The sequence below is a fragment of the Ruegeria arenilitoris genome (assembly GCF_013035315.1).
Taxonomy (GTDB): domain Bacteria; phylum Pseudomonadota; class Alphaproteobacteria; order Rhodobacterales; family Rhodobacteraceae; genus Ruegeria; species Ruegeria arenilitoris_D.
Genome location: NZ_WQHP01000011.1, coordinates 44,151 through 65,632, shown reverse-complemented (window position 1 = coordinate 65,632; position 21,482 = coordinate 44,151). Strand labels below are relative to the sequence as shown.

Below are 21,482 nucleotides of genomic sequence, written 5' to 3'. Positions count from 1 at the left end.
TATCTGGTGGCGTCTCCTAGATAGGATGCGCCGGTCAAATGCACAAACGCCCCCACGGGCGAAACTCGCTGGTGGGGGGCGATCCCTGAACGACTCAAGGGACCGGAAGATCATACGCTTCCGGATGTTTGAACGGGGCTTTAGGCCGATTGGCTGTCAGAGTCAACCGCTCGGGCCGGAAGCCACTCATTGACAGCATCCACCAGCCGTTGCGCCCCGCGTCCGCTGACATAGGCTTCGACAATCGGGTGGCGGCCTGTACTCATGCCCTTTTCCAGGATCAGAACGGGACGGTGCATCTTGGAGGTGGTCCTGTCGCGGCGCGAGGTGGTGGTCTCAACCTCGGCATGGGACAGGTTTGAAAGCAGATGTTCTACTGTGTCATAGCCAAAGACGGATTGGCGGCGGATCAGAATGCTGTTGCCGGGTCGATCCAATATGACCTGAACGCGCCGCACAAAGGCGCAAAAAGCGCCGATCCCCATACCGCCGCCGAACACGGCAAAGAAAAGGCCGAACAGAATGCCTTCGCCGCCTTCGCTGGCCATGAAAAGACCAGCGCCAACAAAACACAGGATGAAGAAGACCAGGGAGATGCCGATAAACCAGGGCGTGTTGGACAGGATCAACTGGTCCGGGGTGTTGCGCGTGACTTTCATGGCGGCACGCTAGCACTGAATTCCGGGTCTGTCCGGCTTGAAATTGCCCGAACATTGCGCGATGAGCGCGGCAATACAGGAGGTTCCCATGGACGCATCATCCGCCTTTCAGGACACGCTGCCGCTCAGCTCTGACGCGCTGTTGGCGCAGCTGGACGATTGGGGGCTGTCCTATCGGCTGCATACTCACATTCCATTGCGTACGGTGGAGGAGTCAAAGGCGGTTGAAGATCAGTTCATGGTGCCCGGCGAAAATGCCCTGCGGCTGAAGAACCTGTATCTGCGCGACAAGAAAAAGCGAAACTATCTTGTGACGCTGGAACAAAGCCGCGAGATCGACCTCAAGGCGTTAGGGGCCGAGCTGGGCGTAGGCAATCTGTCCTTCGGGTCCGCAGACCGGTTGTTGCAGAACCTGGGCATTCGTCCCGGTGCGGTCAGCCCTTTGGCGATGATCAACGGCGTGCAGAACAACGTGCGGTTCTTCATGGACGCTTCTGCTCAGACGACGGACGTCATCTATATGCACCCGCTGGTCAACGACCGAACCGTCGCTGTCGCTCGCGACGATCTGATGGCCTTCTTTGACCGGATCGGGTGCGAGGTCACCTGGCTTCCGTGATTATTCCTGCAACGCTTCTTTCAGTGCGGCCGAAACATGGGCGGCGGAGGGATTGACGAACAGGTGGCCGTTCGCTTCGAACACGGGGTCGTCCAGATGATCGGGGAAGGCCAGCGGAAGTTCAGTGCAGGCCAACAGAATTGCTGTCCCGGGGCTGGCGTGCTTGTCACAAAAAGCCAGCAGCCTTTTTCGCGCATTGTCTGAGGCTCCACCATAGAAATCGCTATCGATCATGGCCTGCATTTCGGCGATTTCAGCTTCAGGAAGGCGGTCACTTGCGGCAATTCCATCAGTGGCCAAGCGATCAGCATAGTTGGTGGCCTGCATGGTCACGGTCGTTCCCAAAACCAGCGCTGTCGAGGCACCCGTGGATGCGGTCGCCTCAGCAGTGGCATCGAAAATGTTGAGAATGGGCATGGTGACGCCCTGCCGGATTGCGTGCAGGCGCGCGTGCGGGGTGTTGGAGGCGATGATGCCAAAGTCGCAACCGGCGTTTTCCAGCGTCAGCAGCGCCTGACGGAAGACCGCGTCAAACCCGGCCCAACTCGCCTCGTCCCCGGCGGTGCCACGCAAAGCCCGTGTCTTGGCCTGCGTCACGGATTCGATTGTCATGGGTGGGATAGGTAAGGGCGAGCTGTGACCGCGCTCGGCGAAGTGTCGGCTGGCTCCTTCCGCAATGGCCCGGTAGTAGTCCACGGTGGAGGCCCAGCCTACGCCGCCCAGAATACCGATTTTCTTCATAGTACACGCCCAGTCTGCCAAGTTCGGTTCGGATGCAGACTGGACGTTTCAAAAGGTAAAGGCCAGAGCCGGATCAGGCGGCCAGTTCCAATACCGCCTTTTGCGCGTTGGCCAGCGCGGCCTCTGCATCCAGCGCCATTCGGTCAGCAGCCACTACGTCTACATTGTGGATGCCGATGAAACCCAACACATGCTTGGCATAGTTGGTGGCAAAGTCGATTTCGGACCCGACTTCGGTGCCACCTGATGCGATGGCGAGGATTGCGCGTTTGCCTTCCAGCAAACCTTTGGGGCCGTTTTCCGAATAGGCAAAGGTCAGGCCGGCGCGGGCAACGAGGTCAATCCAGGCTTTGAAGGCGGCAGGCACCGAAAAGTTGTAGATCGGCAACCCGATCACCAGCGTATCCGCCTTTTGCAGTTCGCCCACCAGCTCATCGGACAGGGCCAGCAGGTCGCGCTGGACCTCATCCCGCTGATCTGCAGGGGTGAAGTTGGCGTTGATCCAGTCTTCGGTCAGCAGCGGCAGGGGGCTCGCCAGATCGCGACGGATGATGCGCTCTGCGCCCAAATGCCCGACAATCTGGTTGGACAGGTCACGAGTGGCCGATCCGGTGCGGCGGGCCGAAGCGTCGATATGCAGGATGGTCTTGGTCATGTCAGCGGTTCCTATTTTTGCAGGGATTCTGTTTCTGGAACCAATATGAGTGTTGTGTCTGCGAACGAAACGCAGATATACCAACAGGTATTGTTGGATTTTGCACAATGGGTTTGGGTGATGGACAATTGGGACGAAGTCAAAACGGCCTATCAAGTGGCCCGGATGGGCACTGTCAGCGGTGCGGCCGAGATTCTAGGTGTGCATCATGCCACTGTGATCCGCCATATCGACGCGATTGAAGCGCGGCTGGGTGTCAAACTGTTCCAACGCCATGCGCGCGGGTACACTCCAACTGACGCTGGCGAAGACTTGTTGCGTGTCGCTCAGGCTACCGAGGATCAGTTCAATCAGTTGGTCGGTCGCATGAAAGGGCGCGGCGATGATGTCTCGGGCGAGCTGGTGGTGACTTCGCTTGCTTCGCTGGCGCCTCTGGTCGTGCCTGCCCTGTCCGAATTCCAGACGATGCATCCCGGCCTGATCGTGCGCTACCTGACCGGCGACCGCCTGTTCCGCCTTGAATATGGCGAGGCGCATGTGGCCATTCGCGCCGGTGCCGCCCCGGATCAGCCCGACAATGTTGTGCAGCCATTTATCCCTCAGGAAGTCGGGTTGTTCGCCAGCAGGTCCTACATCGCGCGCCGCGGCAAGCCGTCGAGCCTGGAAGAATTCCCCAATCATCTGTTCGTCAGCACGGACGATGAAAACAGCCGTGCCCCGTTTGCCAAATGGCTGCGCGAAACTGTACCCGCTGAGGCCATTGCCTTTCGTTGCACGAACAACTTCTGCATGCGAGAGGCGGTGCTGGCCGGGGCCGGGATCGGCTTTATGGCCCGGTGGGAAGCGTCGCGCGACCCTGAACTGGTCGAAGTTATGGAGCCACTGCCCGAATGGTCCGGCAAGCTGTGGCTGGTAACCCATGTGGACCTTCACCGAACGACAAAGGTTCAGGCCTTCCTGTCCTTCCTCAAGGAACAGTCCAAGGGCTGGCTTTCGTGACACCGCAGGCGCGTGGCCATCTGGCCATGATCACATTCTCGATTTTGGTGGCGGGCAGTTTCTCGCTCGGGTCCATCGTAGCCAACCAGATCGCGCCTTTGGCGATAACTGCCGGTCGGTTTTTGATCGCGGCGGTCATCATCGGTGTCGCGGCGCTGATGACCACCGGCTTGCCGCGCAGCGCGGTGCAGGCCCCATGGCGGTATGCAGTGTTAGGTGGATTGTTCGCCACCTATTTTGTCCTGATGTTCTACGGCCTGAAGACCGCTGATCCGGTTAGCACTTCTGCGGTGTTCACGCTGACGCCGGTCATGTCCGCCATTGCTGGCTGGGTTTTGCTGCGGCAAGTCACCACTCCGCGTATGGCGCTGGCCCTGACAGTCGGGGCGACCGGAGCCATGTGGGTAATCTTTCGGGCCGACTGGCAGGCCTTTCGCGCCTTTCAGATCGGGATCGGAGAGATCATCTTTTTCTGGGGCTGCATGGCCCATGCGATCTACACCCCAATGGTGCGCAAGCTGAACAGGGGTGAACCAGCCGTCGTATTCACTTTCGGCACCCTGGTTGCGGGCTGTGTGATCCTGACGATTATCGGTTGGTCAGACATTCGTGCCACCGATTGGGCGAACCTTCCGCTGATCGTCTGGGTCAGCCTGCTGTACCTGTCGTTCTTTGCCACGGCGGCCAGCTTTGTTTTGGTGCAGTTTGCAGCGCTGCGCCTGCCGTCTGCCAAGGTCATGGCATACACTTATATCATCCCGACTTGGGTGATCTTGTGGGAAATCGCATTGGGGCGGCCTGCGCCAACAAGTCTTGTGCTGGTGGGCGTGCTTTTGACCGTGATTGCACTGGTCCTGCTGCTCAAAAGCGAAGACCGGCCCGTTGTTGGCGCTGCGCATCAATCCGAATGATGCTTGCTATTTCGCTATAAACCTTCACCCTGCCGATCAGAACAACCGGGAGGATAGAATGAGGTCAGCCATTTTCTGTGTCGCCGCTGCGACCTTGTCAGCCTGCGCACAGGGCGCGTCTGAAACGCCGCTTCAGGCCTCTTGCGAAGCGTTGGTTTCAGCCGAGACGGGCGTCCAGGCGGCAGATGTCAAAGCCACTTCGACCGAGTCTGTTCCGACCGGGACCATCACAACGGTCGAGGTTGCAGGCGCTCAGGCCCCATGGCTGTGTCTGGCAGATGCCACCGGCGTGGTGATCGGCGTCGAGTACAGTCAGGAAGGGTAATCCTTACGGTCGAAATTGTGAGGCAGATCAAGGTACCTGCTCCTGAAAACGCTAGAATCGCGGCCAGGAGAAGGAGGAAACCATGTTCAGTCACATCATGATTCCGGTGGATATTCACCTGCCGCCGGAAATTCGCAAAGCGTTGGATGTCGCGGCCCAGATGGCGAAATGGCAAAAGGCCAAGATCACCCTCGTCAGCGTGACCGGGACACAGCCCGGCGACGTCACGCAGTCGGATGCAGCCATCAGCGCCGAATTGCAAACCATCGTAGATCAATTGGCAGAACAGAGCGGGGCCGAGGTTGAAGCCCGCAATATTCACTCGGTTGACGTGGCGGCTGAGGTGGATGGAGATCTGACCCGTGCGGCCGAAGAGGTTGGGGCTGACCTGATCGTCGTCGGAACGCATGCCCCGCGGATCACGGATCACATCTTTTCCAGCCATGCCGGTTATCTGGCCAAACACGCCAAAGTTTCGGTGTTCGTGGTCAGATAGGTTCAGGCGTCGTCCGCTGTAGGAAGTTCGGTCTCAAGAAATCTCTCGAACGCGTCAAGGTTGACCGGCTCGAATTGACCGAACCCTTGCATCCACACCGACGCCGCCCGCAGCGCGTCGGGTTCCAGTTTGCACCATTTCACCCGTCCACGCTTTTCTTGCGAGATCAGCCCGGCCTTGGTCAGGATGACCAGGTGTTTCGAGATAGCGGCCAGCGACATCTCGAACGGTTCGGCCACATCGGTGACGGCCATGTCATCCTCAAGCAGCATCGCAAGGATGGTGCGGCGGGTAGGGTCGGCGAGGGCGGCGAACACGGTGTCGAGATCGTTGGACATGCTCTCGCTCAATCATAGCGTCCGGGTTTGGTCAACCATTTGGTTGAATATGCGGATTCAGCGGTTTTGGCGGCTGATGCTATAAGCGAGCCGCAATCATGAGTCCCAATGACTCCATTAAAACATTAAAAAACAATAATTTAACCTGCGTCATTTCGGGCGTTCAACAGCGTTGACTCTGAACGCCTTCACCCTTAGCACCCTACCCAAGACTGTACGAGGGAAACGCCCGTGACCGATGATGACCAAAAGCAGCGTATGGCGCAGCTGGAGGCCAAGATCGAGGCGGCAAAAAAGGCCCAAAAGCCCGAGACCCGCGCAGACAGTGACATATCCGGAGGCGAACTTGCCTGGAGGATGGTCATCGAAATGGTATCCGGTCTGGGGATCGGATTTGGCATCGGATACGGGCTGGACAGCCTGCTCGGGACGATCCCGATCTTTCTGGTGCTGTTCACATTGCTGGGCCTTGTCGCGGGCGTGAAGGTTATGCTCCGCAGCGCGAAAGAGGTTCAAGAGAAACAAGCGGCGGCGACGGCTGCCGAGAAGGACGAGAGGGACTGAACGTGGCAACTGAGACCACCGCAGCAGAAGGCAGCAGCCTGGTTTTCCACCCGATGGATCAGTTCATCGTTAAACCGTTGTTCGGTGACGGTGCAGTTGGCATGTTCACGATCACAAACGTGACCCTGTGGCTGTTCCTGGCGATCGTCGCTGTCTTTGGTCTGCTGGTGCTTAGCACGTCCAAGCGTGCCATTGTCCCGACCCGTATGCAGTCGGTCGCTGAACTGACCTACGGCTTTATCTACAAGATGCTGGAAGACATCTGCGGCAAGGAAGGCGTCAAGTACTTCCCCTATGTCATGACCCTGTTCATGTTCATTGTCTGCGCGAACTTCCTGGGCATGATCCCCATGTCCTTCACCACGACATCGCATTTCGCGGTAACCATTCCGCTGGCGCTGGCTGTGTTCCTGACCGTGACGGTTCTGGGCTTTGTCAAGAACGGCGCTGGTTTCCTGAGCCTGTTCTGGGTCTCGAGCGCCCCGCTGGCGCTGCGCCCGATCCTGGCGATCATCGAGCTGATCTCGTATTTCGTGCGTCCGGTCAGCCACTCCATTCGTCTTGCCGGTAACGTCATGGCAGGCCACGCAGTTATCAAAGTTTTCGCAGGCTTTGCCGCGATCGCCGCGATCTCGCCCGTGTCCGTTCTGGCGATCACCGCAATGTACGGCCTTGAGGTCCTCGTGTCCTTCATTCAGGCCTACGTCTTCACCATTCTGACCTGTGTTTACCTGAAGGACGCTCTGCATCCGCATCACTGATCAGGGCGCTGCCCTGAGCACAGGAACGATAACCCAACATCGAAACTTCCAATTCGTAAGGAGATACATCATGGAAGGCGATCTCGCACACATCGGCGCAGGCCTGGCAGCAATCGGTTCCGGCGCAGCCGCAATCGGGGTGGGCAACGTTGCAGGCAACTTCCTGGCCGGCGCCCTGCGCAACCCTTCGGCGGCTGCTTCGCAGACCGCAACCCTGTTCATCGGTATCGCGTTCGCAGAAGCCCTGGGGATCTTCGCATTCCTGGTCTCGCTGCTGCTGATGTTCGCCGTATAATCTGCGGAACCTGATCCTTACGCGCAGGTGGGTCCAAGCCATAGCGGCCCACCTGTTGTAAAGACAAGTTTCCGACGGAGGATATCATGGCGACTGAACCCATTACAGAAGAAGTAGCCGGCTCGTGCGTCGACTCCTATGGCTCAGCCATCGGGATGCCGCAGCTCTGCTTCGATTGGTTCCCCAACCAGATTTTCTGGCTGGTCATCACGCTGGTCGTCATCTTTCTGGTCCTGTCTCGCGTGGCTCTGCCCCGTATCGCGGCAATACTGGCTGAACGTCAGGGGACCATTACAAATGACCTGGCTGCGGCCGAAGATCTGAAGGCCAAGGCGGTCGAGGCCGAAGAGGCCTATAACAAGGCGCTGGCCGATGCCCGTGCCGAAGCGCAGCGTATCGCTGCCGAAGCACGTGCGGAAATCCAGGCTGGTCTGGATGACGCGATTGCCAAGGCGGATGCAGAAATCGCTGCAAAGGCGGCTGAATCGGAAAAGGCAATTGCCGATATCCGTGCCGGTGCGCTGGAAAGCATTCAAGTGGTTGCCAAGGATACGGCGGCTGAACTGGTCACCGCACTGGGCGGCGAGGCAGATGCCAAAGCCATCGACGGTGCCGTTGACGCGCAGATGAAAGGATAAGTGACATGCGGAACACTCTTGCCCTTATCCTGACCTTCGGTGCAGCCAGCCCGGCATTTGCGGCCAAAGGTCCGTTCTTCTCGCTGGCCAACACCGACTTTGTGGTCTTCCTGGGCTTCATCGTTTTCATCGCGGTCCTGTTCTATTTCAAGGTTCCGGGCATGATCGGTGGCGCGCTGGACAACCGTGCCGAAGGCATCAAGTCCGAGCTGGACGAAGCCCGAGCCCTGCACGAAGAAGCGCGCAGCCTGCTGGCCTCGTACGAGCGCAAACAGCGCGAAGTACAGACCCAGGCAGATGCGATTGTAGCCGCTGCCAAGGACGATGCCGCTCTGGCGGCGGAGCAGGCAAAGGCTGATCTGGAGAAATCCATCGCCCGCCGTCTGGCAGCCGCGCAGGACCAGATCGCTTCGGCCGAGGCTTCGGCGGTCAAGGAAGTCCGTGATCAGGCCATCACCGTGGCGGTTTCAGCTGCCAACGCGGTTCTGGCCAAGCAGATGACTGCGACACAGGCCAACAAGCTGATCGACGCGGCCATCGCAGACGTTGGTGACAAGCTGCACTGATAGCGTCTGACGCCGTGTAGACAAAGAGTGACCCGAAAGCCGATCGCTTTCGGGTTACTTTTTTCTCGCACTTGGGGAAGTTTTAGCGTCAAATATCCTGCGCGAAACCTGAGGGAGAGTTGCTATGATTGACACAGCACCAGCGATTGCCGATCCAGCACCGGTCTGTCTGTTCGCCTTCAACCGACCCGATCACACCACGCGGACCTTACAGGCGCTTGCGGCGTCGCCCCTGGCGGCGCAAACCTATTTGATAGCTTATCTCGATGGGCCGCGTTGCAAAGAAGAAGGACCCCTGGTCGCAGAAACGCGAAAGGTGATCGAAGCGCAGACAGGCTTTGCTTCGGTCACATTGCACGCGCGTGACGCAAATGCTGGGTTGGCGCGGTCGATTCAAGACGGCGTCACCGCGACGATGCAGGCTTATGGAAAGGCGATTGTGGTCGAAGACGACATCGTGACTTCGCCCGCCTTCTTGACCTACATGAACCGCGCGCTGGACCGTTACCAAGATGACCCTCGCGTCTGGCACATCGCCGGTTTCAACGAAGACCTTCCGGCGTTGTTGGATCGGCGTGGCGCAATCTTCTGGCGCTTCATGAACTGTTGGGGATGGGCTAGTTGGGCTGACCGCTGGCAGCATTTTGAACGCGATCCAGATAAGCTAGTACAGCAGTTTTCCGACAATGACATTCTTCGTTTAAATCTGAACGGTGCGGAGGATTTGTGGGGTCAGGTGCTGGGAAATTTGCGGGGTGACATTCGTACCTGGGCGATTTTCTGGTACGCGACAATTTTCAAGCAGGATGGCCTTTGCCTTTCCCCCTGCCGGTCTTTTGTGGAGAATATCGGTCTGGACGGGTCAGGAACCCATTGTGGTCCAATAGACGAGCAAAGGCCAAAAGAACTCTGCCAAGATTTTGACCTGCCATTGCCCAATGATGTCGCTGAGGATATCGGCGCGCTCGAGGCGTTGCGTGCGCATTTCAGCTATAGACCGGACCGTTTGACCCGTTTAAGACGCAAGTTTAGAAGGCTGAAAAAAAGGTTCTGGGGTGATAGGGGCCATTTGAAACCGGGAGATGTCGCTTAGAGGCGACAATCCAAAGACTCCGGCATTCGAACCTCTGACATTCTTACGAAATCCGTTCCTATGCTTGTAAACCACATTAGCCATAGCTACTCCGGTGGAGGAGCCGCAATTGCGGCCCGTCGGCTGCATCAGGCCTTGCTGACCACAGGGGCGGACTCGCGCATGACCATCGTCAAGGGCCCCGACGATGACCGGATCACTAAATTTGCGCCACAAAAAACGCTGACGCGGTTTTGTCAACGTGAATGCGCCCGGTATCTGCGAAAGAAATATGCACGCAAACAGGTCAAAGGGTTGGCTTCGCTGGGTCTGGCAAGGTCTGGCCTGAGCGCGTATTTGAACAGCCAGCCCACGCAAATCATAAATTTGCACTGGGTGAATTCCGACATGATTTCGATTGCCGAGATCGGAGCGCTGAAACACCCTGTGGTTTGGACGTTTCATGATATGTGGCCGTTCTCCGGGGCCGAGCATGTGAGTGAGTTAGACAGGTGGCGCGACGGTTATGCGTCGTCCGACCATAATGGCTTCGACGTGAACCGCTGGGTCTGGAAGAGAAAAGCCTCCAATTGGAAGAAGCCGTTTCAGATCGTCTGCCCCAGCAACTGGTTGGCTGACTGTGTACGGCACAGTGCGCTGATGCGAGACTGGCCAGTAACCGTGATCCCCAACGCTATTGACACCGAATTCTGGGCACCTGTCGCTAAGGCCGAGGCGCGTGCCTATCTGTCACTGCCTCAGGACGCTCCATTGGTATTGTTTGGCGCGGTTCAAGCGACTGCGGATTCCAACAAAGGGTTCACCCACCTCGTCGAGGCAATGCGACGAGTGCATGTCGACATTCCTGATGTTCAGGCGGTTGTATTTGGCAGTGACAAGATCGACGTTGAGTTTCCCTATCCCGTGCATTTCATGGGACGGATCAGGGACAATCGCTTGCTGAAACGTATATATTCGGCCGCAGATGTCTTTGTGTTGCCGTCCCGTCGCGAGGTGCTGGGTTACACCGGTGTTGAAGCCATGTGTTGTGGCGTTCCGGTCGTGGGGTTCAGGACCAGCGGGCTTTCGGATCTGGTTCCCAACCAAAGCCTGGGATATCTTGCGCAGCCCTTCGAGGCAGAAGACCTTGCGCAAGGCATCGCCTCGATCTTGCGGAACCGCGAGACAGGTGCCGGGAGAAACATGTCGTACACCGCACGGCAACATGCGGCGAACAGGTTTGCTGAAGTGGCGGTCGCAGACCAATATCAAATACTCTATGAAAAGATCGCTGTAGAGGCTGACGCGGATTCCAGCACAAAACCTGCCCAATAGTCATCAAGATTGACTGGTCTCGTGATCCAGGCGCTGCTGAGCAATGGCTTCGTTGCGCCGCGCCTTCTGGTGGTCTTCCATGCACTGTTGCACATAGCTCAGATGTTTGTGCACGGCCTCGCGTGCGCCTTCGGGGTCGCGGGCCTGAAGGGCAGTGTTTATGGCACGGTGCTGATCCAGGATGGCGTCCCGCGTGGTTCGTTGCTGAAACATCATCTGCCGATTGTAAAACACGCCCTGCCGAAGCAGATCGTACATCGACCGCATCATGTGCAGCATCACCACGTTATGGCTGGCCTCGATGATCGCCATGTGGAACTGGGCGTCTAGTTGCGCCTCATCTTCGGCGGCATTGCGGGCATGAGCAGCTTCCATCTTGTCGAATATCGTCTGAACGACTTCCAGATCGCTCGCTGACCCCAGACGTGCAGCCCGCTCGGCCGCCAGCCCTTCAAGGTCGCGCCGGAACGAGAGGTAGTCGAACACCGCTTCCTCATGGCTGCTGAACAGCCGGATCAGAGCAGGGGAGAAGGCGGATCCCAGAACCTCGGCCACATAGATGCCTGACCCTGCTTTGGCCGTCAGCAATCCCTGATCCTGCAATTCCGCGATGGCTTCGCGCAGGGACGGGCGGGACACGCCAAGACGTTCAGCCAGTTCTCGCTCGGCTGGCAGCCGTTCGCCGGGTCGCAAAATGCCGCGCAGAATCAACAACTCGATCTGGCGGACCACGGCAATCGACAGCTTTTCGGTCTGAACTTTTTGAAAGGGCATGCAGGGCGTCATTTTTGCAAATTGGTCAAATCATATGACCACGGATCGCCGGGTGGTTCAAGCAGGCCGGTCACATGAGTGAAACAATAGGTCAGCATTATTGACTTTAATAAATGCCGCAATACGCTGACGTCACATCAATGCGGAGGAGGCGCATGTCTACGCACGAATTGTTCGCCACTCGGGCGTCCCGGATGAAAGCGTCCGAGATACGCGAGTTGCTTAAACTGCTGGATCAACCCGGCATTATCTCATTCGCCGGGGGAATCCCTGATCCCGCGCTTTTTCCCGCCGAAGGGTTCGCGACAGCGTTTCAGGCTGCATTAAGCCCTCAAATGCAGGCACAAGCGCTGCAGTATTCTGTCAGCGAGGGGTACGTGCCGCTGCGCGAGTGGCTGGTGGACCATATGCACGAGATCGGAGTGGAGTGTGGAAATGACAATATCCTGATCACATCGGGCTCACAGCAGGCTCTGGACTATCTGGGCAAGCTCTACCTGTCTCCCGGAGATACCGCGCTGGTTGGTTGGCCCACCTATCTGGGCGCGCTGGCTGCATTCAACGCCTATGAGCCGCGTTTTGATCAGCTGAGTATCAATGGCAACCGCGGCGCTGCGGAATACGTGAAAGCAGCGGGCGAAGGGGCGGTCAAATTCGCGTATCTCTCGCCCGATTTTGCGAACCCTACGGGTGAAACCGTGGACCTTCGTGGCCGAAAGGCTCTGCTGGACTTGGCGGACGAGTTGAATTGCGCCGTGATCGAAGACGGGGCCTATCTGGCTCTGCGCTATGATGGCGCGGCTATCCCGGCGGTTCTGGCACTGGAACTGGCGCGCAAAGGCTCGATTGAGGAGTGTCGGACGATCTATTGCGGCAGCTTCTCAAAAACCCTGTCGCCGGGACTGCGGGTTGGTTGGGTTGTGGCGGCAAAGCCGGTGATTTCCCAGTTGGTGTTGATGAAACAGGCAGCTGATTTGCATTCCGCGACCATCAATCAGATGGCCATCGATCAGGTCGCACGAGCCTGTTTCGACACCCACATACCAATGTTGCGCCGCGTCTACGGTGCGCGCCGGGATGCGATGTTGCAGGCTTTGCAGGATCATATGCCCGATGGAGTTCAATGGACAAAACCCGAAGGGGGCATGTTCATCTGGTTGACCCTGCCGGTTGGAACAAATGGGGCGGATCTGTTGGCCCGGGCTTTGGAGACGGTCAAGGTGGCCTTTGTTCCGGGCGGGGCCTTTTTCCCCGATGGCAGCGGGACCAACACGATCCGGCTGAGCTTTTCGAACTCGGATGAAGACACGATCCGCGAAGGCATCCGCCGTTTGGGCGAGGTTCTGCGCGCCTGAGAGATGGAAAGGTTTTGTTAACCTCGCTGGTGCAAAGCTGTGGGCATGATCCGGTATCTGTCCCTCCTAGTGCTGGCCGCATGTTCGGCCGGCACGCCCCATTTTCGGGACGCGTCCGCAACCCGGGTGGCGGTGAATGGCAGCGTGTTTGACGTGCGGGTGCGGGGCGAATTGGCCGAGGCTGTACGGATCAACGCCCAATATGCCCCACGCCTTGGTCCCATCCGGGACCGAGCGGCCTTGGCCATGGCACAGGTGTCGGGCTGCCCCATACTGGACGTCCTTGGCGATGCGGCGGTGACCGTTGGCGTTCTGGGGTGTGATAGAGATGCGGGTGAGCGATTGTTACTGACCTCAATCTCTACCCCGAACTACGAATGCATTGATTTCGGCACGTTCGAGGGTGTTGGAGACGGGATCGGTTATCAGGTTTTTGAATGCACGCCGTACTGAAATACGCGCATTTCCGCGTATTTTGGCAAGATATTGTGGATAACTCGTCGTGAAATCCCATATCCTGCGTTCCTCCGTTGACTCGACCCCAACAGCTTGCGCAGACTTCCAGATATAGGAATCACGGGACCAATTGCCTTTGCGCTTCAGCAAACTCAAACTGACCGGCTTCAAAAGCTTTGTTGATCCAACCGATCTGATCATCGCGGATGGGTTGACCGGTGTGGTGGGTCCGAATGGCTGCGGCAAGTCCAATCTTCTGGAAGCTTTGCGTTGGGTGATGGGCGAGAACCGCCCCAAATCCATGCGCGGCGGTGCGATGGAGGATGTGATCTTTGCGGGGGCTGCAACCCGCCCCGCACGCAACTTTGCCGAGGTTGTCCTGACCATGGACAATTCCGAACGTCTTGCACCTTCGGGGTTCAATGACTCGGACCAGTTGGAGATTGTGCGTCGTATCACACGCGATGTCGGCAGTGCCTACAAGACCAATGGCAAGGATGTTCGCGCGCGCGATGTTCAGATGCTGTTTGCGGATGCCTCGACCGGGGCGCATTCGCCCGCGCTGGTCGGGCAGAACCGCATTGCCGAGTTGATCAACGCCAAGCCCCGCGCCCGTCGTCGAATTCTGGAAGAGGCGGCTGGGATTTCGGGTCTGTATCAGCGCCGTCATGAAGCAGAGCTGAAACTGAAAGGCACCGAGTCCAACCTGACCCGCGTGGATGACGTATTGGAACAGTTGGGCGGGCAGCTTGCCCAGCTTGCTCGTCAAGCCCGTCAGGCGGCGCGTTATCGCGAGATCGGAGAGCAGCTGCGCCAGGCCGAAGGTATGCTGCTATACCGTCGCTGGAAAGAAGCGGATATGGCGCGCCAGCAGGCCGAGGACGTTCTCCGTGAGCGGATCACCGAAGCCTCGCGCGCCGAGGCCGAAGCCCGCGCCGCAAGTGCCAAGCGTGCCGAGATTGAAGAAACTCTGCCACCGATGCGCGAGGAAGAGGCCATCGCGGCCGCCGTTCTGCAGCGCCAGCAGGTCCAGCGCGATCAGCTGACGGACCAGGAAACGCGCGCGCGCCAGACGATCGAGACACTCACCAACCGCATCCAGCAGTTGGGCAATGATATCGAGCGGGAAACCGGCCTGAACCGGGATGCCGGCCAGATGATTGAACGTCTGGAATGGGAAGCGCGTGAATTGGCCAAAGCGGCCGATGGGTATGATGATAAGGTGGCAGAAGCCGCCGAGATCGCCCGCGAGGCTGCGGCGGTGTTGCAGGAGCGTGAAGACCACCTCTCGCAAGAAACCGAGGACATGGCGCGTTTGGTTGCGCGGCATCAGTCGGCGCAGCGTTTGGTGGAAGACAGTCGCAAGACGCTGGCCCGCTCTGAGGGCGAAGAGGAAAAAGCCCGCGCCGCCGTGAATGAGGCCCGCGATGCGTTAACCCGCGCCAGCGAGGCATTCGAGGCCGCGCAAGAAGGTGAGGAAGAGGCCCGCGAGGCCGCTGAAGCTGCAGAAGAAGCATTGGCCGCCGCGGATGAACTGCGCAGTGAAACTCAGGCCCGCGAAGCTGAAGCGCGCGCACAGCGGTCCGAGGCCGAGGGTGAGCTGGGTGCGATCCGTGCCGAGACTTCGGCGTTGGCCAAGTTGGTGGAACGGGATACTGCCGAAGGTGGGCAGGTCATGGACTTGCTGCGTGTCGATCCTGGCTATGAAAAGGCTTTGGGCGCTGCGTTGGCCGATGATCTGCGCGCACCGTTGGTCGAAGGCGATGGCCCGTCCGGTTGGGTGCAGGTGGCAGGTTATGATGCGGACCAGCCGCTGCCCGACGGGGTTGAGCCCCTGGCGCTGCATGTGTCCGGTCCGGATCGACTGAGCCGTCGGATTGCTCAGATTGGTTTGGTTGATGCGGATCAGGGCGCGCGTTTGCAGGCGTCGTTGAAGCCGGGGCAACGGTTGGTATCGCGGTCCGGTGACCTGTGGCGCTGGGACGGGTTCCGAGCCTGGGCCGAGGATGCACCAAGCGCTGCTGCGCTACGGTTGGAACAGCTCAATAAGTTGGAAGCTCTGAAGCAGGAATTGACGCGTACCGAGGCGCAGGCCGACGGTGCTCGGGCGGCGCATGAGGCGCTGTCGCAGCAGTTGGCTGACGTTACCGAAGCGGACCGTCGCGCCCGTGAGGCCCGCCGCGCCGCAGATCAGCGCATGGCGGAAACCGCGCGCCAACTCAGCCGGGCCGAAGCCGATCGCAATCTGGCGCAGGGCAAGCTGGAGACACTGACTCTGGCTGTCGACCGGCACAAAGAAGATGCGATGTCCGCCCGCGCCCAGTTGCGCGAGGCCGATGGCGCCTTGACCAGCCTTGGTGACCTCGACAGTGCACGTGCGCAGGTCGAGGACATTAAGCAGACAGTCGAAGCTGCACGGATCACGATGCTGACTCATCGTTCAACCCATGACGAGCTGCGCCGCGAAGGCGAGGCGCGGACCCGACGGACGCAAGAGGTCACCAAGGACTTGAGCGGATGGCGGCACCGGTTGGAAACGGCAGAAAAGCGGATTTCAGAACTAGCCGAACGCAAAGAAAGCTCGGAAGAGGAACTGACCGAGGCCATGGCCGCCCCGGGTGAAATTGCCGAAGCCCGCGAAGAACTGAACGAACTGATCGAAACCGCCGAGGCGCGGCGCGCCGAGGCCGCCGACAAGCTGGCCAAGGCCGAAACCCAGCAGCGCGAGGTTGTGCTGGCGGAACGCGAAGCGGAACGTCTGGCCTCGGAGGCGCGCGAAGCCCGCGCCGCGGCTGAGGCGCGCTGTGACGCGGCCAAGGAAAGCGTGGTCGCAGCGGCTGAACGGATCGCCGAGGATCAGCAACTGACCCCGAACCAGTTGCTGAACCAGCTGGATACCAACCCGGACCAGATGCCGGCCGCCGATGCGCTGGAGGCCGAGGTTAATCGCCATAAGCGCCAGCGCGATGCGATGGGTGCCGTGAACTTGCGTGCCGAGGAGGACAGCCAGGAAGTTCAGGAAGAGTTCGACACACTGAATAGTGAAAAAGCCGATCTGGAAGAAGCCATCAAGGCTCTGCGCAGCGGTATCGCCAGCCTGAACCGAGAAGGCCGGGAACGTCTGCTGACCGCGTTTGAGCAGGTGAATTCGAACTTTGCCATGCTGTTCAAGCACCTGTTTGGTGGTGGCGAGGCAAACCTGGTCATGGTCGAAAGCGACGACCCGCTGGATGCTGGGCTTGAGATCATGTGTCAGCCGCCGGGTAAGAAACTCTCGACCCTCAGCCTGCTGTCGGGCGGCGAACAAACCCTGACCGCGACGGCGCTGATCTTTGGCGTGTTCCTCGCCAACCCGGCACCGATCTGTGTGCTGGACGAGGTTGACGCGCCGCTGGACGACGCCAACGTCACCCGGTTCTGCGATCTGTTGGACGAGATGTGCCGCCAGACGGATACGCGGTTCCTGATCATCACCCACCACGCGGTGACCATGGCGCGGATGGACCGTCTGTTCGGTGTGACAATGCAGGAACAAGGCGTCAGCCAGTTGGTCTCGGTCGATCTGAAGAAGGCCGAGCAAATGGTCGCCTGACCGCTCACTGCAACGTTATGCCTCAAACGCAGCGCTGCGGGGTAAGGTGGCCTCATGACCCGTTTTTTGATCTTTGCCTTGCTTGCGGCCAGCCCTGTTTCAGCGGCCGAATGGCCCACAAAACCCGGAGATACCCGGCTAACCCCCGACGAGCTAGACGCGTTGGCGGGCCGAACTTTGACATTCTACGATGATGGGCAGGCCAAGTTCTCAGCCGGAGGGGCCTATTCCTATACTTATGCCAGCGGAGACGCGGCCTTTGGGACGTATTCCATTGCCGAGGATGGCAGCGTCTGCATCGCCTATCGCAACGGGTTCAGCCGGTGTGATCTGTATGTCCGCAGCGGCGAGCGTTTAATCCTGATTGACGAAAAGGGCGACCGGTACCCCGTTAGGCCGGACTAATTTAAGCCCTTCGGTGGTATTCGGTTCGCCTGTTTCAGAGCCGGTTTTGCGGTCATGCAATCCCGCGTTGCTCTTTGCATACAGTCATTTACGCTGTTCGGCATGATTGCTGCAGGTGAGGTGCTGGTATGCTGGGCTTGGACGTCTTGGTCAATTCAGCCAACATTTTCTATCTTTTGTCCTATTCCGCAAAAGATATCTTCTGGCTGAGGGTGCTGTCGGTGATCGGCGCCTGCCTGTTGCTGCCCTATTACTACCTGCAGGATTCTCCCTTGTGGGCCCCGATCGGTTGGAACCTGTTCTTTTCGGGGATCAACGCCTATTGGATCGTCCGCATCATGTTGGAGCGCCGCCCCGTACCATTCACCGACGAAGAGAGGCGTCTTTACGAAATCGCGCTTCGAAACTTCAGCGAGCAGGACGCGTTTGCTCTGCTCAGAATGGGCGTTCATGAGACCGTTCCGGCTGGAACCGATTTGCTGGTTCAGGGCACAGCGGTCGATCGGCTTACACTGATTGTGGACGGTGAGGTCCGCGTCGACGCGAACGGTGAACAAGTGGATACGCTAGGAGAAGGTCGGTTTTTGGGCGGCACCGCCTTTCTGAGCGATCACACGACCTTCAAAGCGCCCGTTTCTGTGACGACGCTGAAACCCACTCGTGTGGTGTATTGGCCATTTTCGGTTTTGGAAGCCGGGTTTCAGGGCAACACGAACCTGCAGATTTCAATCGAGGCCAGCCTGGGCTTGGAAATCTCACGGTTTTTGGCGTCGGCCAGAACGCAAATGCACCGACCGACACCCTAGAGACGTACCGCAATGCGCAACCTGTGCGGACTACAGACGGTTTAGCAAGTCCACGGTCGGCCATGCATCCGCAGGAAGGCCCAGCCGCGCTTGCTCCGACTGCACAGCAGCCCGCGTACCAGCGCCCAAGATGCCGTCGATCTTGCCGACATCATGCCCACGCGCTTGCAGCTTGGTTTGCAACTGTTTCATCTGCGCGGCATTCAACCCTTGCGGCGGATTGCCTGCGTCATAGATCTGCGCGCCCTCAAGCCGTGTGCCGAAATAGGCGGCGGTCAGGACGTAAACAAAGCTCTGGTTCCACTCGAAATAGACGTCGAAATTGGGATAAGCCAGAAATGCTGGGCCTTTGTGCCCCTGTGGCAGGATCAGAGAGGCGGAAAGGTTGGCTAGCGAACCGTTGCGGGCTTGAACACCCATTGCCTGCCATTCGGACACCTGGCGCGGTTTGCCGGGGCCAGACAGGGACCAGTCCATCTTTGCAGGTACGATCACCTCTTGCAGCCAAGGCTCACCCGGCCGCCATCCCAGATGCGACAGCATCTTGCCGCCGGACATCAGCGCATCCGGTGCCGAGGTCTTCAAGGAGACCTTGCCATCGCCATCTCCGTCCACACCGTTTTCAAGAATGTCACGAGGCAGCATCTGCACCATGCCAATCTCTCCGGCCCAGGCACCCGTTGTGCGTGCGGGGTCGAAGTTGCCTTGGCTATAGAGTTCGATGGCGGCGAAGATCTGCGGTCGGAACAATTCGGGTCGACGGCAGTCATGGGCCAGCGTGACCAAAGCATTGCGAGTGTTGAAATCGCCCTGAACCGCACCGTAGTCGGTCTCGAACGCCCAGAAGGCCAGAAGGACACCGCGCGAGACGCCATATTCCCGCTCGATCCGGTCGAATACGGCGTCGTATTTGCGGGACATGGATTTGCCGCGATCAATCCGGTTTTGCGAGATCAGACGGCGTGAGAAATCAATGAACGGTTTCTGGAACACGCCCTGCGCCCGGTCGGCGCGCAGAACGGCTCCGTCTTGCTGAACGCTTTGGAAGAAGCCATCCACTGTGGACTTGTCGAACCCTTTCTGCACGGCCTCTGATTTCAAACCATTCACGAAGGAATTGAAGCCACCGCCGCATTGGGCCGATGCGGGTGAGGCGAAAAGGGCGGCGGCAAGGATGCCCGAGAGAAAACGCATTCGTAAGGTCCGTCAGAAAATGAAACTTGCCCCAACCCACACCGACACGAGCCCCAGCGCAAGCCCCCAAACCCGCCAGAGCATGTCGCATGCGCGGAAAACCTCCGGTGCACCGATATCACGGGGTGCGTCGCCATTGACCCAGGCCAGATCGCGCAGCTTACCGTCGTAGCTGCGCGGCCCGGCCAGGGCGACGTTTAGTGCACGCGCCATGGCAGCCTCGGGCCAGCCAGCGTTGGGAGAGATATGGCGGCAGGCGTCGGCGACCATCTCGGGCCAGCGCGCCCATTGGCCGGACAGGGCCACGATCATCACACAGGTCAGGCGGGCAGGGATCAGGTTCAGAACATCGTCCAATCGTGCGGCCGCCCAGCCAAAGTCACGATGTTTTTCGGTGCGATAGCCGATCATGCTGTCGGCCGTGTTGATCGCCTTGTAGATCAGAATTCCGGGCAGGCCCCCGATCAGGAACCAAAAGGCCGGTGCGATCACCCCATCGCTGAGGTTTTCGGCGGCACTTTCGATGGCGGACCGCGCAACCTGAGCCTCGGTCATATCCCGTGTGTCGCGTGATACGATCATTGCAACCTTGGCACGGCCTTCGGACAGAGAGGCGCGCAGCCCGTCGGCCACGGCGCGAACATGGGAGACCAGCGATTTCTGTGCCAGTAGAATTGCCGCAAGGATGATTTCAACCACTGGCCCCAACAGAGCCAAGGCGCGGCCCAGGAACCACGCGCCAAAGACAAGCAACAACACAACAGCGATCCCCTTTAGCCGCCTCCCTGTCCCTTGGTTCAGGCGTTCATCCAGCCAACCGATGATGTTCCCGATCATCACTGCCGGATGGCGGATGCGGGACCACAGCCAGTCGGGCTCTCCCAGTGCCGCGTCCAGACACATGGCGCATACAAGCAGGAAAGCCGTGCTCACAACGCGGCCTCCAGCCGGTCCCAGGCGTCAGCGGGTGGCAGGCCCAGCCGCAGGTAGGTACCGGAGTAGGGGAAAACCCGGCTCCAGATATGGGCGCGGGCCAGTTTGGCTTGCCAGGCGGCTGCATCGTCAACGTCATAGAGGCGGAACAGCGTGGTGCCTCCGATCAGTGTTGCGCCGCTGCCAGTGACCATCTGGTCCAGCCGGTCAGCGGCGTCGGCCAGATGCTGGCGGGTTGAGTTAGCCCATTCGGTATCCCGCAACGCCCGTTCGCCGATCCTGAGGGCCGGGCCAGAGACTGCCCAAGGGCCGGTCAGGTCATTCAGCTTAGCAATCAGGTCCGACCGACCGATTGCAAACCCCAACCGCAACCCGGCCAGTCCCCAGAACTTTCCGAAACTCTTGAGCACGATCACGCCAGGATTTTCGGCCAGATGGATCAGAGACTTCTCAGGACAGATGTCACAGAAGCTTTCATCAATCACGGTCAGTGAGGCATCGGCGTCCGCTGCGCTCCAGATGCGTCCATCGGGGTTGTTTGGGTGGACGATAACACGCGCCTCGGCAGGACCTGCTGACTCAACAGTCCAGCCTTGTGCAGCAAATGCTGCGGCATGTTCGTTGTAGGTGGGAGTTGTGATCTGAACCCTACCCCTCGGGGCGAGCGCAGGCATGCGGGCGATGAGCGCAGACGCGCCGGGCGCAGGCAGGATTGCGGCCCCGTCGGGCACCGACCAGAACTGGCGCGCGGCAGCCGACAAACGCTCAAATGCGCCGTGATCGGGTAGCGCCGTCCAATCCGATTGGGTCAGGTTCGAAACCGGATAGGGGTGCGGGTTGATGCCCGTGGACAGGTCCAGCCAGTCCTCGCGCGCGCCTCCGAACTGCGCCATGGCGCCATCCAGCCCGCCGCCATGGTCACGGGCTGCGCGGGGGTTCAGTGTGTCGTCGGGGCTTGCCATCGGGGTTCTCGCCGGAATCGTCAGTTTAAGC

The 21,482-nt window shown here is 59.2% G+C and carries 25 protein-coding genes; 17 read left to right on the top strand and 8 right to left on the bottom strand.

Features of this window, described 5'->3' with window-relative positions:
- Positions 1–140 precede the first annotated feature (140 nt).
- Positions 141–659 carry a hypothetical protein gene (locus tag GOV53_RS19165; protein WP_170469509.1) on the bottom strand — a complete coding sequence of 173 codons (519 nt, stop codon included), beginning with the start codon at positions 657–659 and terminating at the stop codon, positions 141–143.
- Positions 660–747: 88 nt separating this feature from the next.
- Between GOV53_RS19165 and GOV53_RS19160 the strand changes: the two genes are divergently transcribed.
- Entirely contained in the window at positions 748–1,278 is a 531-nt protein-coding gene (locus tag GOV53_RS19160; protein ID WP_170469505.1) for a prolyl-tRNA synthetase associated domain-containing protein, read from the top strand.
- On the opposite strand, the gene GOV53_RS19155 is transcribed toward GOV53_RS19160, so the two are convergent.
- Entirely contained in the window at positions 1,279–2,019 is a 741-nt protein-coding gene (locus tag GOV53_RS19155; RefSeq protein WP_170469502.1) for an aspartate/glutamate racemase family protein, read from the bottom strand.
- A gap of 73 nt (positions 2,020–2,092) precedes the next feature.
- On the bottom strand, positions 2,093–2,674 hold the full coding sequence (locus GOV53_RS19150) for an FMN-dependent NADH-azoreductase (protein ID WP_170428903.1): 582 nt from the start codon (positions 2,672–2,674) through the stop codon (positions 2,093–2,095).
- Between the two features lie 120 nt (positions 2,675–2,794).
- Here GOV53_RS19150 and GOV53_RS19145 point away from each other — a divergent pair, with 120 nt between their 5' ends.
- The 4 genes from GOV53_RS19145 to GOV53_RS19130 all read left to right on the top strand — a co-directional run bounded on the left by GOV53_RS19145 (position 2,795) and on the right by GOV53_RS19130 (position 5,405).
- Entirely contained in the window at positions 2,795–3,673 is an 879-nt protein-coding gene (locus GOV53_RS19145) for a LysR family transcriptional regulator (RefSeq protein WP_170469664.1), read from the top strand.
- Positions 3,670–4,584 carry a DMT family transporter gene (locus GOV53_RS19140; RefSeq protein WP_170469498.1) on the top strand — a complete coding sequence of 305 codons (915 nt, stop codon included), beginning with the start codon at positions 3,670–3,672 and terminating at the stop codon, positions 4,582–4,584. The genes GOV53_RS19145 and GOV53_RS19140 overlap by 4 nt, the downstream gene beginning before the upstream one ends.
- A 58-nt stretch (positions 4,585–4,642) precedes the next feature.
- Positions 4,643–4,909, top strand: coding sequence for a hypothetical protein (locus GOV53_RS19135; RefSeq protein ID WP_170469496.1), 267 nt, complete (start codon positions 4,643–4,645; stop codon positions 4,907–4,909).
- 82 nt (positions 4,910–4,991) lie between these two features.
- Positions 4,992–5,405, top strand: a complete 414-nt coding sequence (locus tag GOV53_RS19130) for a universal stress protein (RefSeq protein ID WP_170469493.1) — start codon at positions 4,992–4,994, stop codon at positions 5,403–5,405.
- Positions 5,406–5,407: 2 nt separating this feature from the next.
- Here GOV53_RS19130 and GOV53_RS19125 read toward each other — a convergent pair whose 3' ends face one another.
- Positions 5,408–5,743, bottom strand: a complete 336-nt coding sequence (locus GOV53_RS19125; protein ID WP_170469490.1) for an ArsR/SmtB family transcription factor — start codon at positions 5,741–5,743, stop codon at positions 5,408–5,410.
- Between the two features lie 231 nt (positions 5,744–5,974).
- Here GOV53_RS19125 and GOV53_RS19120 point away from each other — a divergent pair, with 231 nt between their 5' ends.
- The 7 genes from GOV53_RS19120 to GOV53_RS19090 all read left to right on the top strand — a co-directional run bounded on the left by GOV53_RS19120 (position 5,975) and on the right by GOV53_RS19090 (position 10,974).
- Positions 5,975–6,307, top strand: coding sequence for an AtpZ/AtpI family protein (locus GOV53_RS19120; protein ID WP_170469487.1), 333 nt, complete (start codon positions 5,975–5,977; stop codon positions 6,305–6,307).
- 2 nt (positions 6,308–6,309) lie between these two features.
- Positions 6,310–7,068 carry a F0F1 ATP synthase subunit A gene (locus GOV53_RS19115; protein WP_170428883.1) on the top strand — a complete coding sequence of 253 codons (759 nt, stop codon included), beginning with the start codon at positions 6,310–6,312 and terminating at the stop codon, positions 7,066–7,068.
- Positions 7,069–7,138: 70 nt separating this feature from the next.
- Positions 7,139–7,363, top strand: a complete 225-nt coding sequence (locus tag GOV53_RS19110) for a F0F1 ATP synthase subunit C (RefSeq protein WP_005981269.1) — start codon at positions 7,139–7,141, stop codon at positions 7,361–7,363.
- Positions 7,364–7,449: 86 nt separating this feature from the next.
- Complete coding sequence (locus tag GOV53_RS19105; protein ID WP_170428880.1) at positions 7,450–8,001, top strand: F0F1 ATP synthase subunit B'; 552 nt, start codon at positions 7,450–7,452, stop codon at positions 7,999–8,001.
- A gap of 5 nt (positions 8,002–8,006) precedes the next feature.
- A complete protein-coding gene (locus tag GOV53_RS19100; RefSeq protein ID WP_170428877.1) occupies positions 8,007–8,567 on the top strand; it encodes a F0F1 ATP synthase subunit B in 561 nt (186 codons plus the stop codon).
- A 124-nt stretch (positions 8,568–8,691) separates the two neighbouring features.
- The gene (locus tag GOV53_RS19095; RefSeq protein WP_170469484.1) at positions 8,692–9,660 is read left to right on the top strand and encodes a sugar transferase; all 969 of its coding nucleotides are present in this window, start codon (positions 8,692–8,694) and stop codon (positions 9,658–9,660) included.
- A gap of 60 nt (positions 9,661–9,720) precedes the next feature.
- Complete coding sequence (locus tag GOV53_RS19090; RefSeq protein ID WP_170469481.1) at positions 9,721–10,974, top strand: glycosyltransferase; 1,254 nt, start codon at positions 9,721–9,723, stop codon at positions 10,972–10,974.
- 3 nt (positions 10,975–10,977) lie between these two features.
- Here the strand turns inward: GOV53_RS19090 and GOV53_RS19085 are convergent, their stop codons facing one another.
- Positions 10,978–11,748: an FCD domain-containing protein gene (locus GOV53_RS19085; RefSeq protein WP_170469478.1), complete on the bottom strand. Its 771-nt coding sequence runs from the start codon at positions 11,746–11,748 to the stop codon at positions 10,978–10,980.
- A gap of 155 nt (positions 11,749–11,903) precedes the next feature.
- On the opposite strand from GOV53_RS19085, the gene GOV53_RS19080 reads away from it, so the two are divergent.
- The 5 genes from GOV53_RS19080 to GOV53_RS19060 all read left to right on the top strand — a co-directional run bounded on the left by GOV53_RS19080 (position 11,904) and on the right by GOV53_RS19060 (position 18,362).
- The gene (locus GOV53_RS19080) at positions 11,904–13,103 is read left to right on the top strand and encodes a PLP-dependent aminotransferase family protein (RefSeq protein ID WP_170469475.1); all 1,200 of its coding nucleotides are present in this window, start codon (positions 11,904–11,906) and stop codon (positions 13,101–13,103) included.
- A gap of 45 nt (positions 13,104–13,148) precedes the next feature.
- Complete coding sequence (locus GOV53_RS19075) at positions 13,149–13,556, top strand: hypothetical protein (RefSeq protein ID WP_170469472.1); 408 nt, start codon at positions 13,149–13,151, stop codon at positions 13,554–13,556.
- A 139-nt stretch (positions 13,557–13,695) separates the two neighbouring features.
- Positions 13,696–17,151 carry an AAA family ATPase gene (locus tag GOV53_RS19070; RefSeq protein WP_170469469.1) on the top strand — a complete coding sequence of 1,152 codons (3,456 nt, stop codon included), beginning with the start codon at positions 13,696–13,698 and terminating at the stop codon, positions 17,149–17,151.
- Between the two features lie 54 nt (positions 17,152–17,205).
- Positions 17,206–17,556 carry a hypothetical protein gene (locus tag GOV53_RS19065; protein WP_170469466.1) on the top strand — a complete coding sequence of 117 codons (351 nt, stop codon included), beginning with the start codon at positions 17,206–17,208 and terminating at the stop codon, positions 17,554–17,556.
- Positions 17,557–17,684: 128 nt separating this feature from the next.
- Entirely contained in the window at positions 17,685–18,362 is a 678-nt protein-coding gene (locus GOV53_RS19060) for a cyclic nucleotide-binding domain-containing protein (protein ID WP_170469463.1), read from the top strand.
- Positions 18,363–18,392: 30 nt separating this feature from the next.
- Here GOV53_RS19060 and GOV53_RS19055 read toward each other — a convergent pair whose 3' ends face one another.
- Genes GOV53_RS19055 through cobD form a run of 3 tightly spaced genes read right to left on the bottom strand, consistent with a single transcriptional unit; the run spans position 18,393 to position 21,451 of the window.
- Positions 18,393–19,556, bottom strand: a complete 1,164-nt coding sequence (locus GOV53_RS19055; RefSeq protein WP_170469460.1) for a lytic murein transglycosylase — start codon at positions 19,554–19,556, stop codon at positions 18,393–18,395.
- A gap of 12 nt (positions 19,557–19,568) precedes the next feature.
- Positions 19,569–20,489 (bottom strand): adenosylcobinamide-phosphate synthase CbiB, encoded by a 921-nt coding sequence (gene cbiB / locus GOV53_RS19050; RefSeq protein ID WP_170469457.1) that lies wholly within the window; start codon positions 20,487–20,489, stop codon positions 19,569–19,571.
- Complete coding sequence (gene cobD / locus GOV53_RS19045; protein WP_170469454.1) at positions 20,486–21,451, bottom strand: threonine-phosphate decarboxylase CobD; 966 nt, start codon at positions 21,449–21,451, stop codon at positions 20,486–20,488. The genes cbiB and cobD overlap by 4 nt, the downstream gene beginning before the upstream one ends.
- Positions 21,452–21,482 lie beyond the last annotated feature (31 nt).

Excerpts from the sequence above, each read along its gene's own strand:
- GOV53_RS19155 (WP_170469502.1), bottom strand. The coding sequence starts at position 2,019 with ATGAAGAAAATCGGTATTCTGGGCGGCGTAGGCTGGGCCTCCACCGTG.
- GOV53_RS19135 (WP_170469496.1), top strand. The coding sequence starts at position 4,643 with ATGAGGTCAGCCATTTTCTGTGTCGCCGCTGCGACCTTGTCAGCCTGC.
- GOV53_RS19105 (WP_170428880.1), top strand. The coding sequence starts at position 7,450 with ATGGCGACTGAACCCATTACAGAAGAAGTAGCCGGCTCGTGCGTCGAC.
- GOV53_RS19080 (WP_170469475.1), top strand. The coding sequence starts at position 11,904 with ATGTCTACGCACGAATTGTTCGCCACTCGGGCGTCCCGGATGAAAGCG.
- GOV53_RS19075 (WP_170469472.1), top strand. The coding sequence starts at position 13,149 with ATGATCCGGTATCTGTCCCTCCTAGTGCTGGCCGCATGTTCGGCCGGC.
- GOV53_RS19095 (WP_170469484.1), top strand. The coding sequence starts at position 8,692 with ATGATTGACACAGCACCAGCGATTGCCGATCCAGCACCGGTCTGTCTG.
- GOV53_RS19055 (WP_170469460.1), bottom strand. The coding sequence starts at position 19,556 with ATGCGTTTTCTCTCGGGCATCCTTGCCGCCGCCCTTTTCGCCTCACCC.
- GOV53_RS19130 (WP_170469493.1), top strand. The coding sequence starts at position 4,992 with ATGTTCAGTCACATCATGATTCCGGTGGATATTCACCTGCCGCCGGAA.
- GOV53_RS19110 (WP_005981269.1), top strand. The coding sequence starts at position 7,139 with ATGGAAGGCGATCTCGCACACATCGGCGCAGGCCTGGCAGCAATCGGT.
- GOV53_RS19085 (WP_170469478.1), bottom strand. The coding sequence starts at position 11,748 with ATGCCCTTTCAAAAAGTTCAGACCGAAAAGCTGTCGATTGCCGTGGTC.
- GOV53_RS19150 (WP_170428903.1), bottom strand. The coding sequence starts at position 2,674 with ATGACCAAGACCATCCTGCATATCGACGCTTCGGCCCGCCGCACCGGA.
- GOV53_RS19125 (WP_170469490.1), bottom strand. The coding sequence starts at position 5,743 with ATGTCCAACGATCTCGACACCGTGTTCGCCGCCCTCGCCGACCCTACC.
- GOV53_RS19160 (WP_170469505.1), top strand. The coding sequence starts at position 748 with ATGGACGCATCATCCGCCTTTCAGGACACGCTGCCGCTCAGCTCTGAC.
- GOV53_RS19145 (WP_170469664.1), top strand. The coding sequence starts at position 2,795 with ATGGACAATTGGGACGAAGTCAAAACGGCCTATCAAGTGGCCCGGATG.
- GOV53_RS19090 (WP_170469481.1), top strand. The coding sequence starts at position 9,721 with ATGCTTGTAAACCACATTAGCCATAGCTACTCCGGTGGAGGAGCCGCA.
- GOV53_RS19060 (WP_170469463.1), top strand. The coding sequence starts at position 17,685 with ATGCTGGGCTTGGACGTCTTGGTCAATTCAGCCAACATTTTCTATCTT.
- GOV53_RS19065 (WP_170469466.1), top strand. The coding sequence starts at position 17,206 with ATGACCCGTTTTTTGATCTTTGCCTTGCTTGCGGCCAGCCCTGTTTCA.
- cobD (WP_170469454.1), bottom strand. The coding sequence starts at position 21,451 with ATGGCAAGCCCCGACGACACACTGAACCCCCGCGCAGCCCGTGACCAT.
- GOV53_RS19165 (WP_170469509.1), bottom strand. The coding sequence starts at position 659 with ATGAAAGTCACGCGCAACACCCCGGACCAGTTGATCCTGTCCAACACG.
- GOV53_RS19100 (WP_170428877.1), top strand. The coding sequence starts at position 8,007 with ATGCGGAACACTCTTGCCCTTATCCTGACCTTCGGTGCAGCCAGCCCG.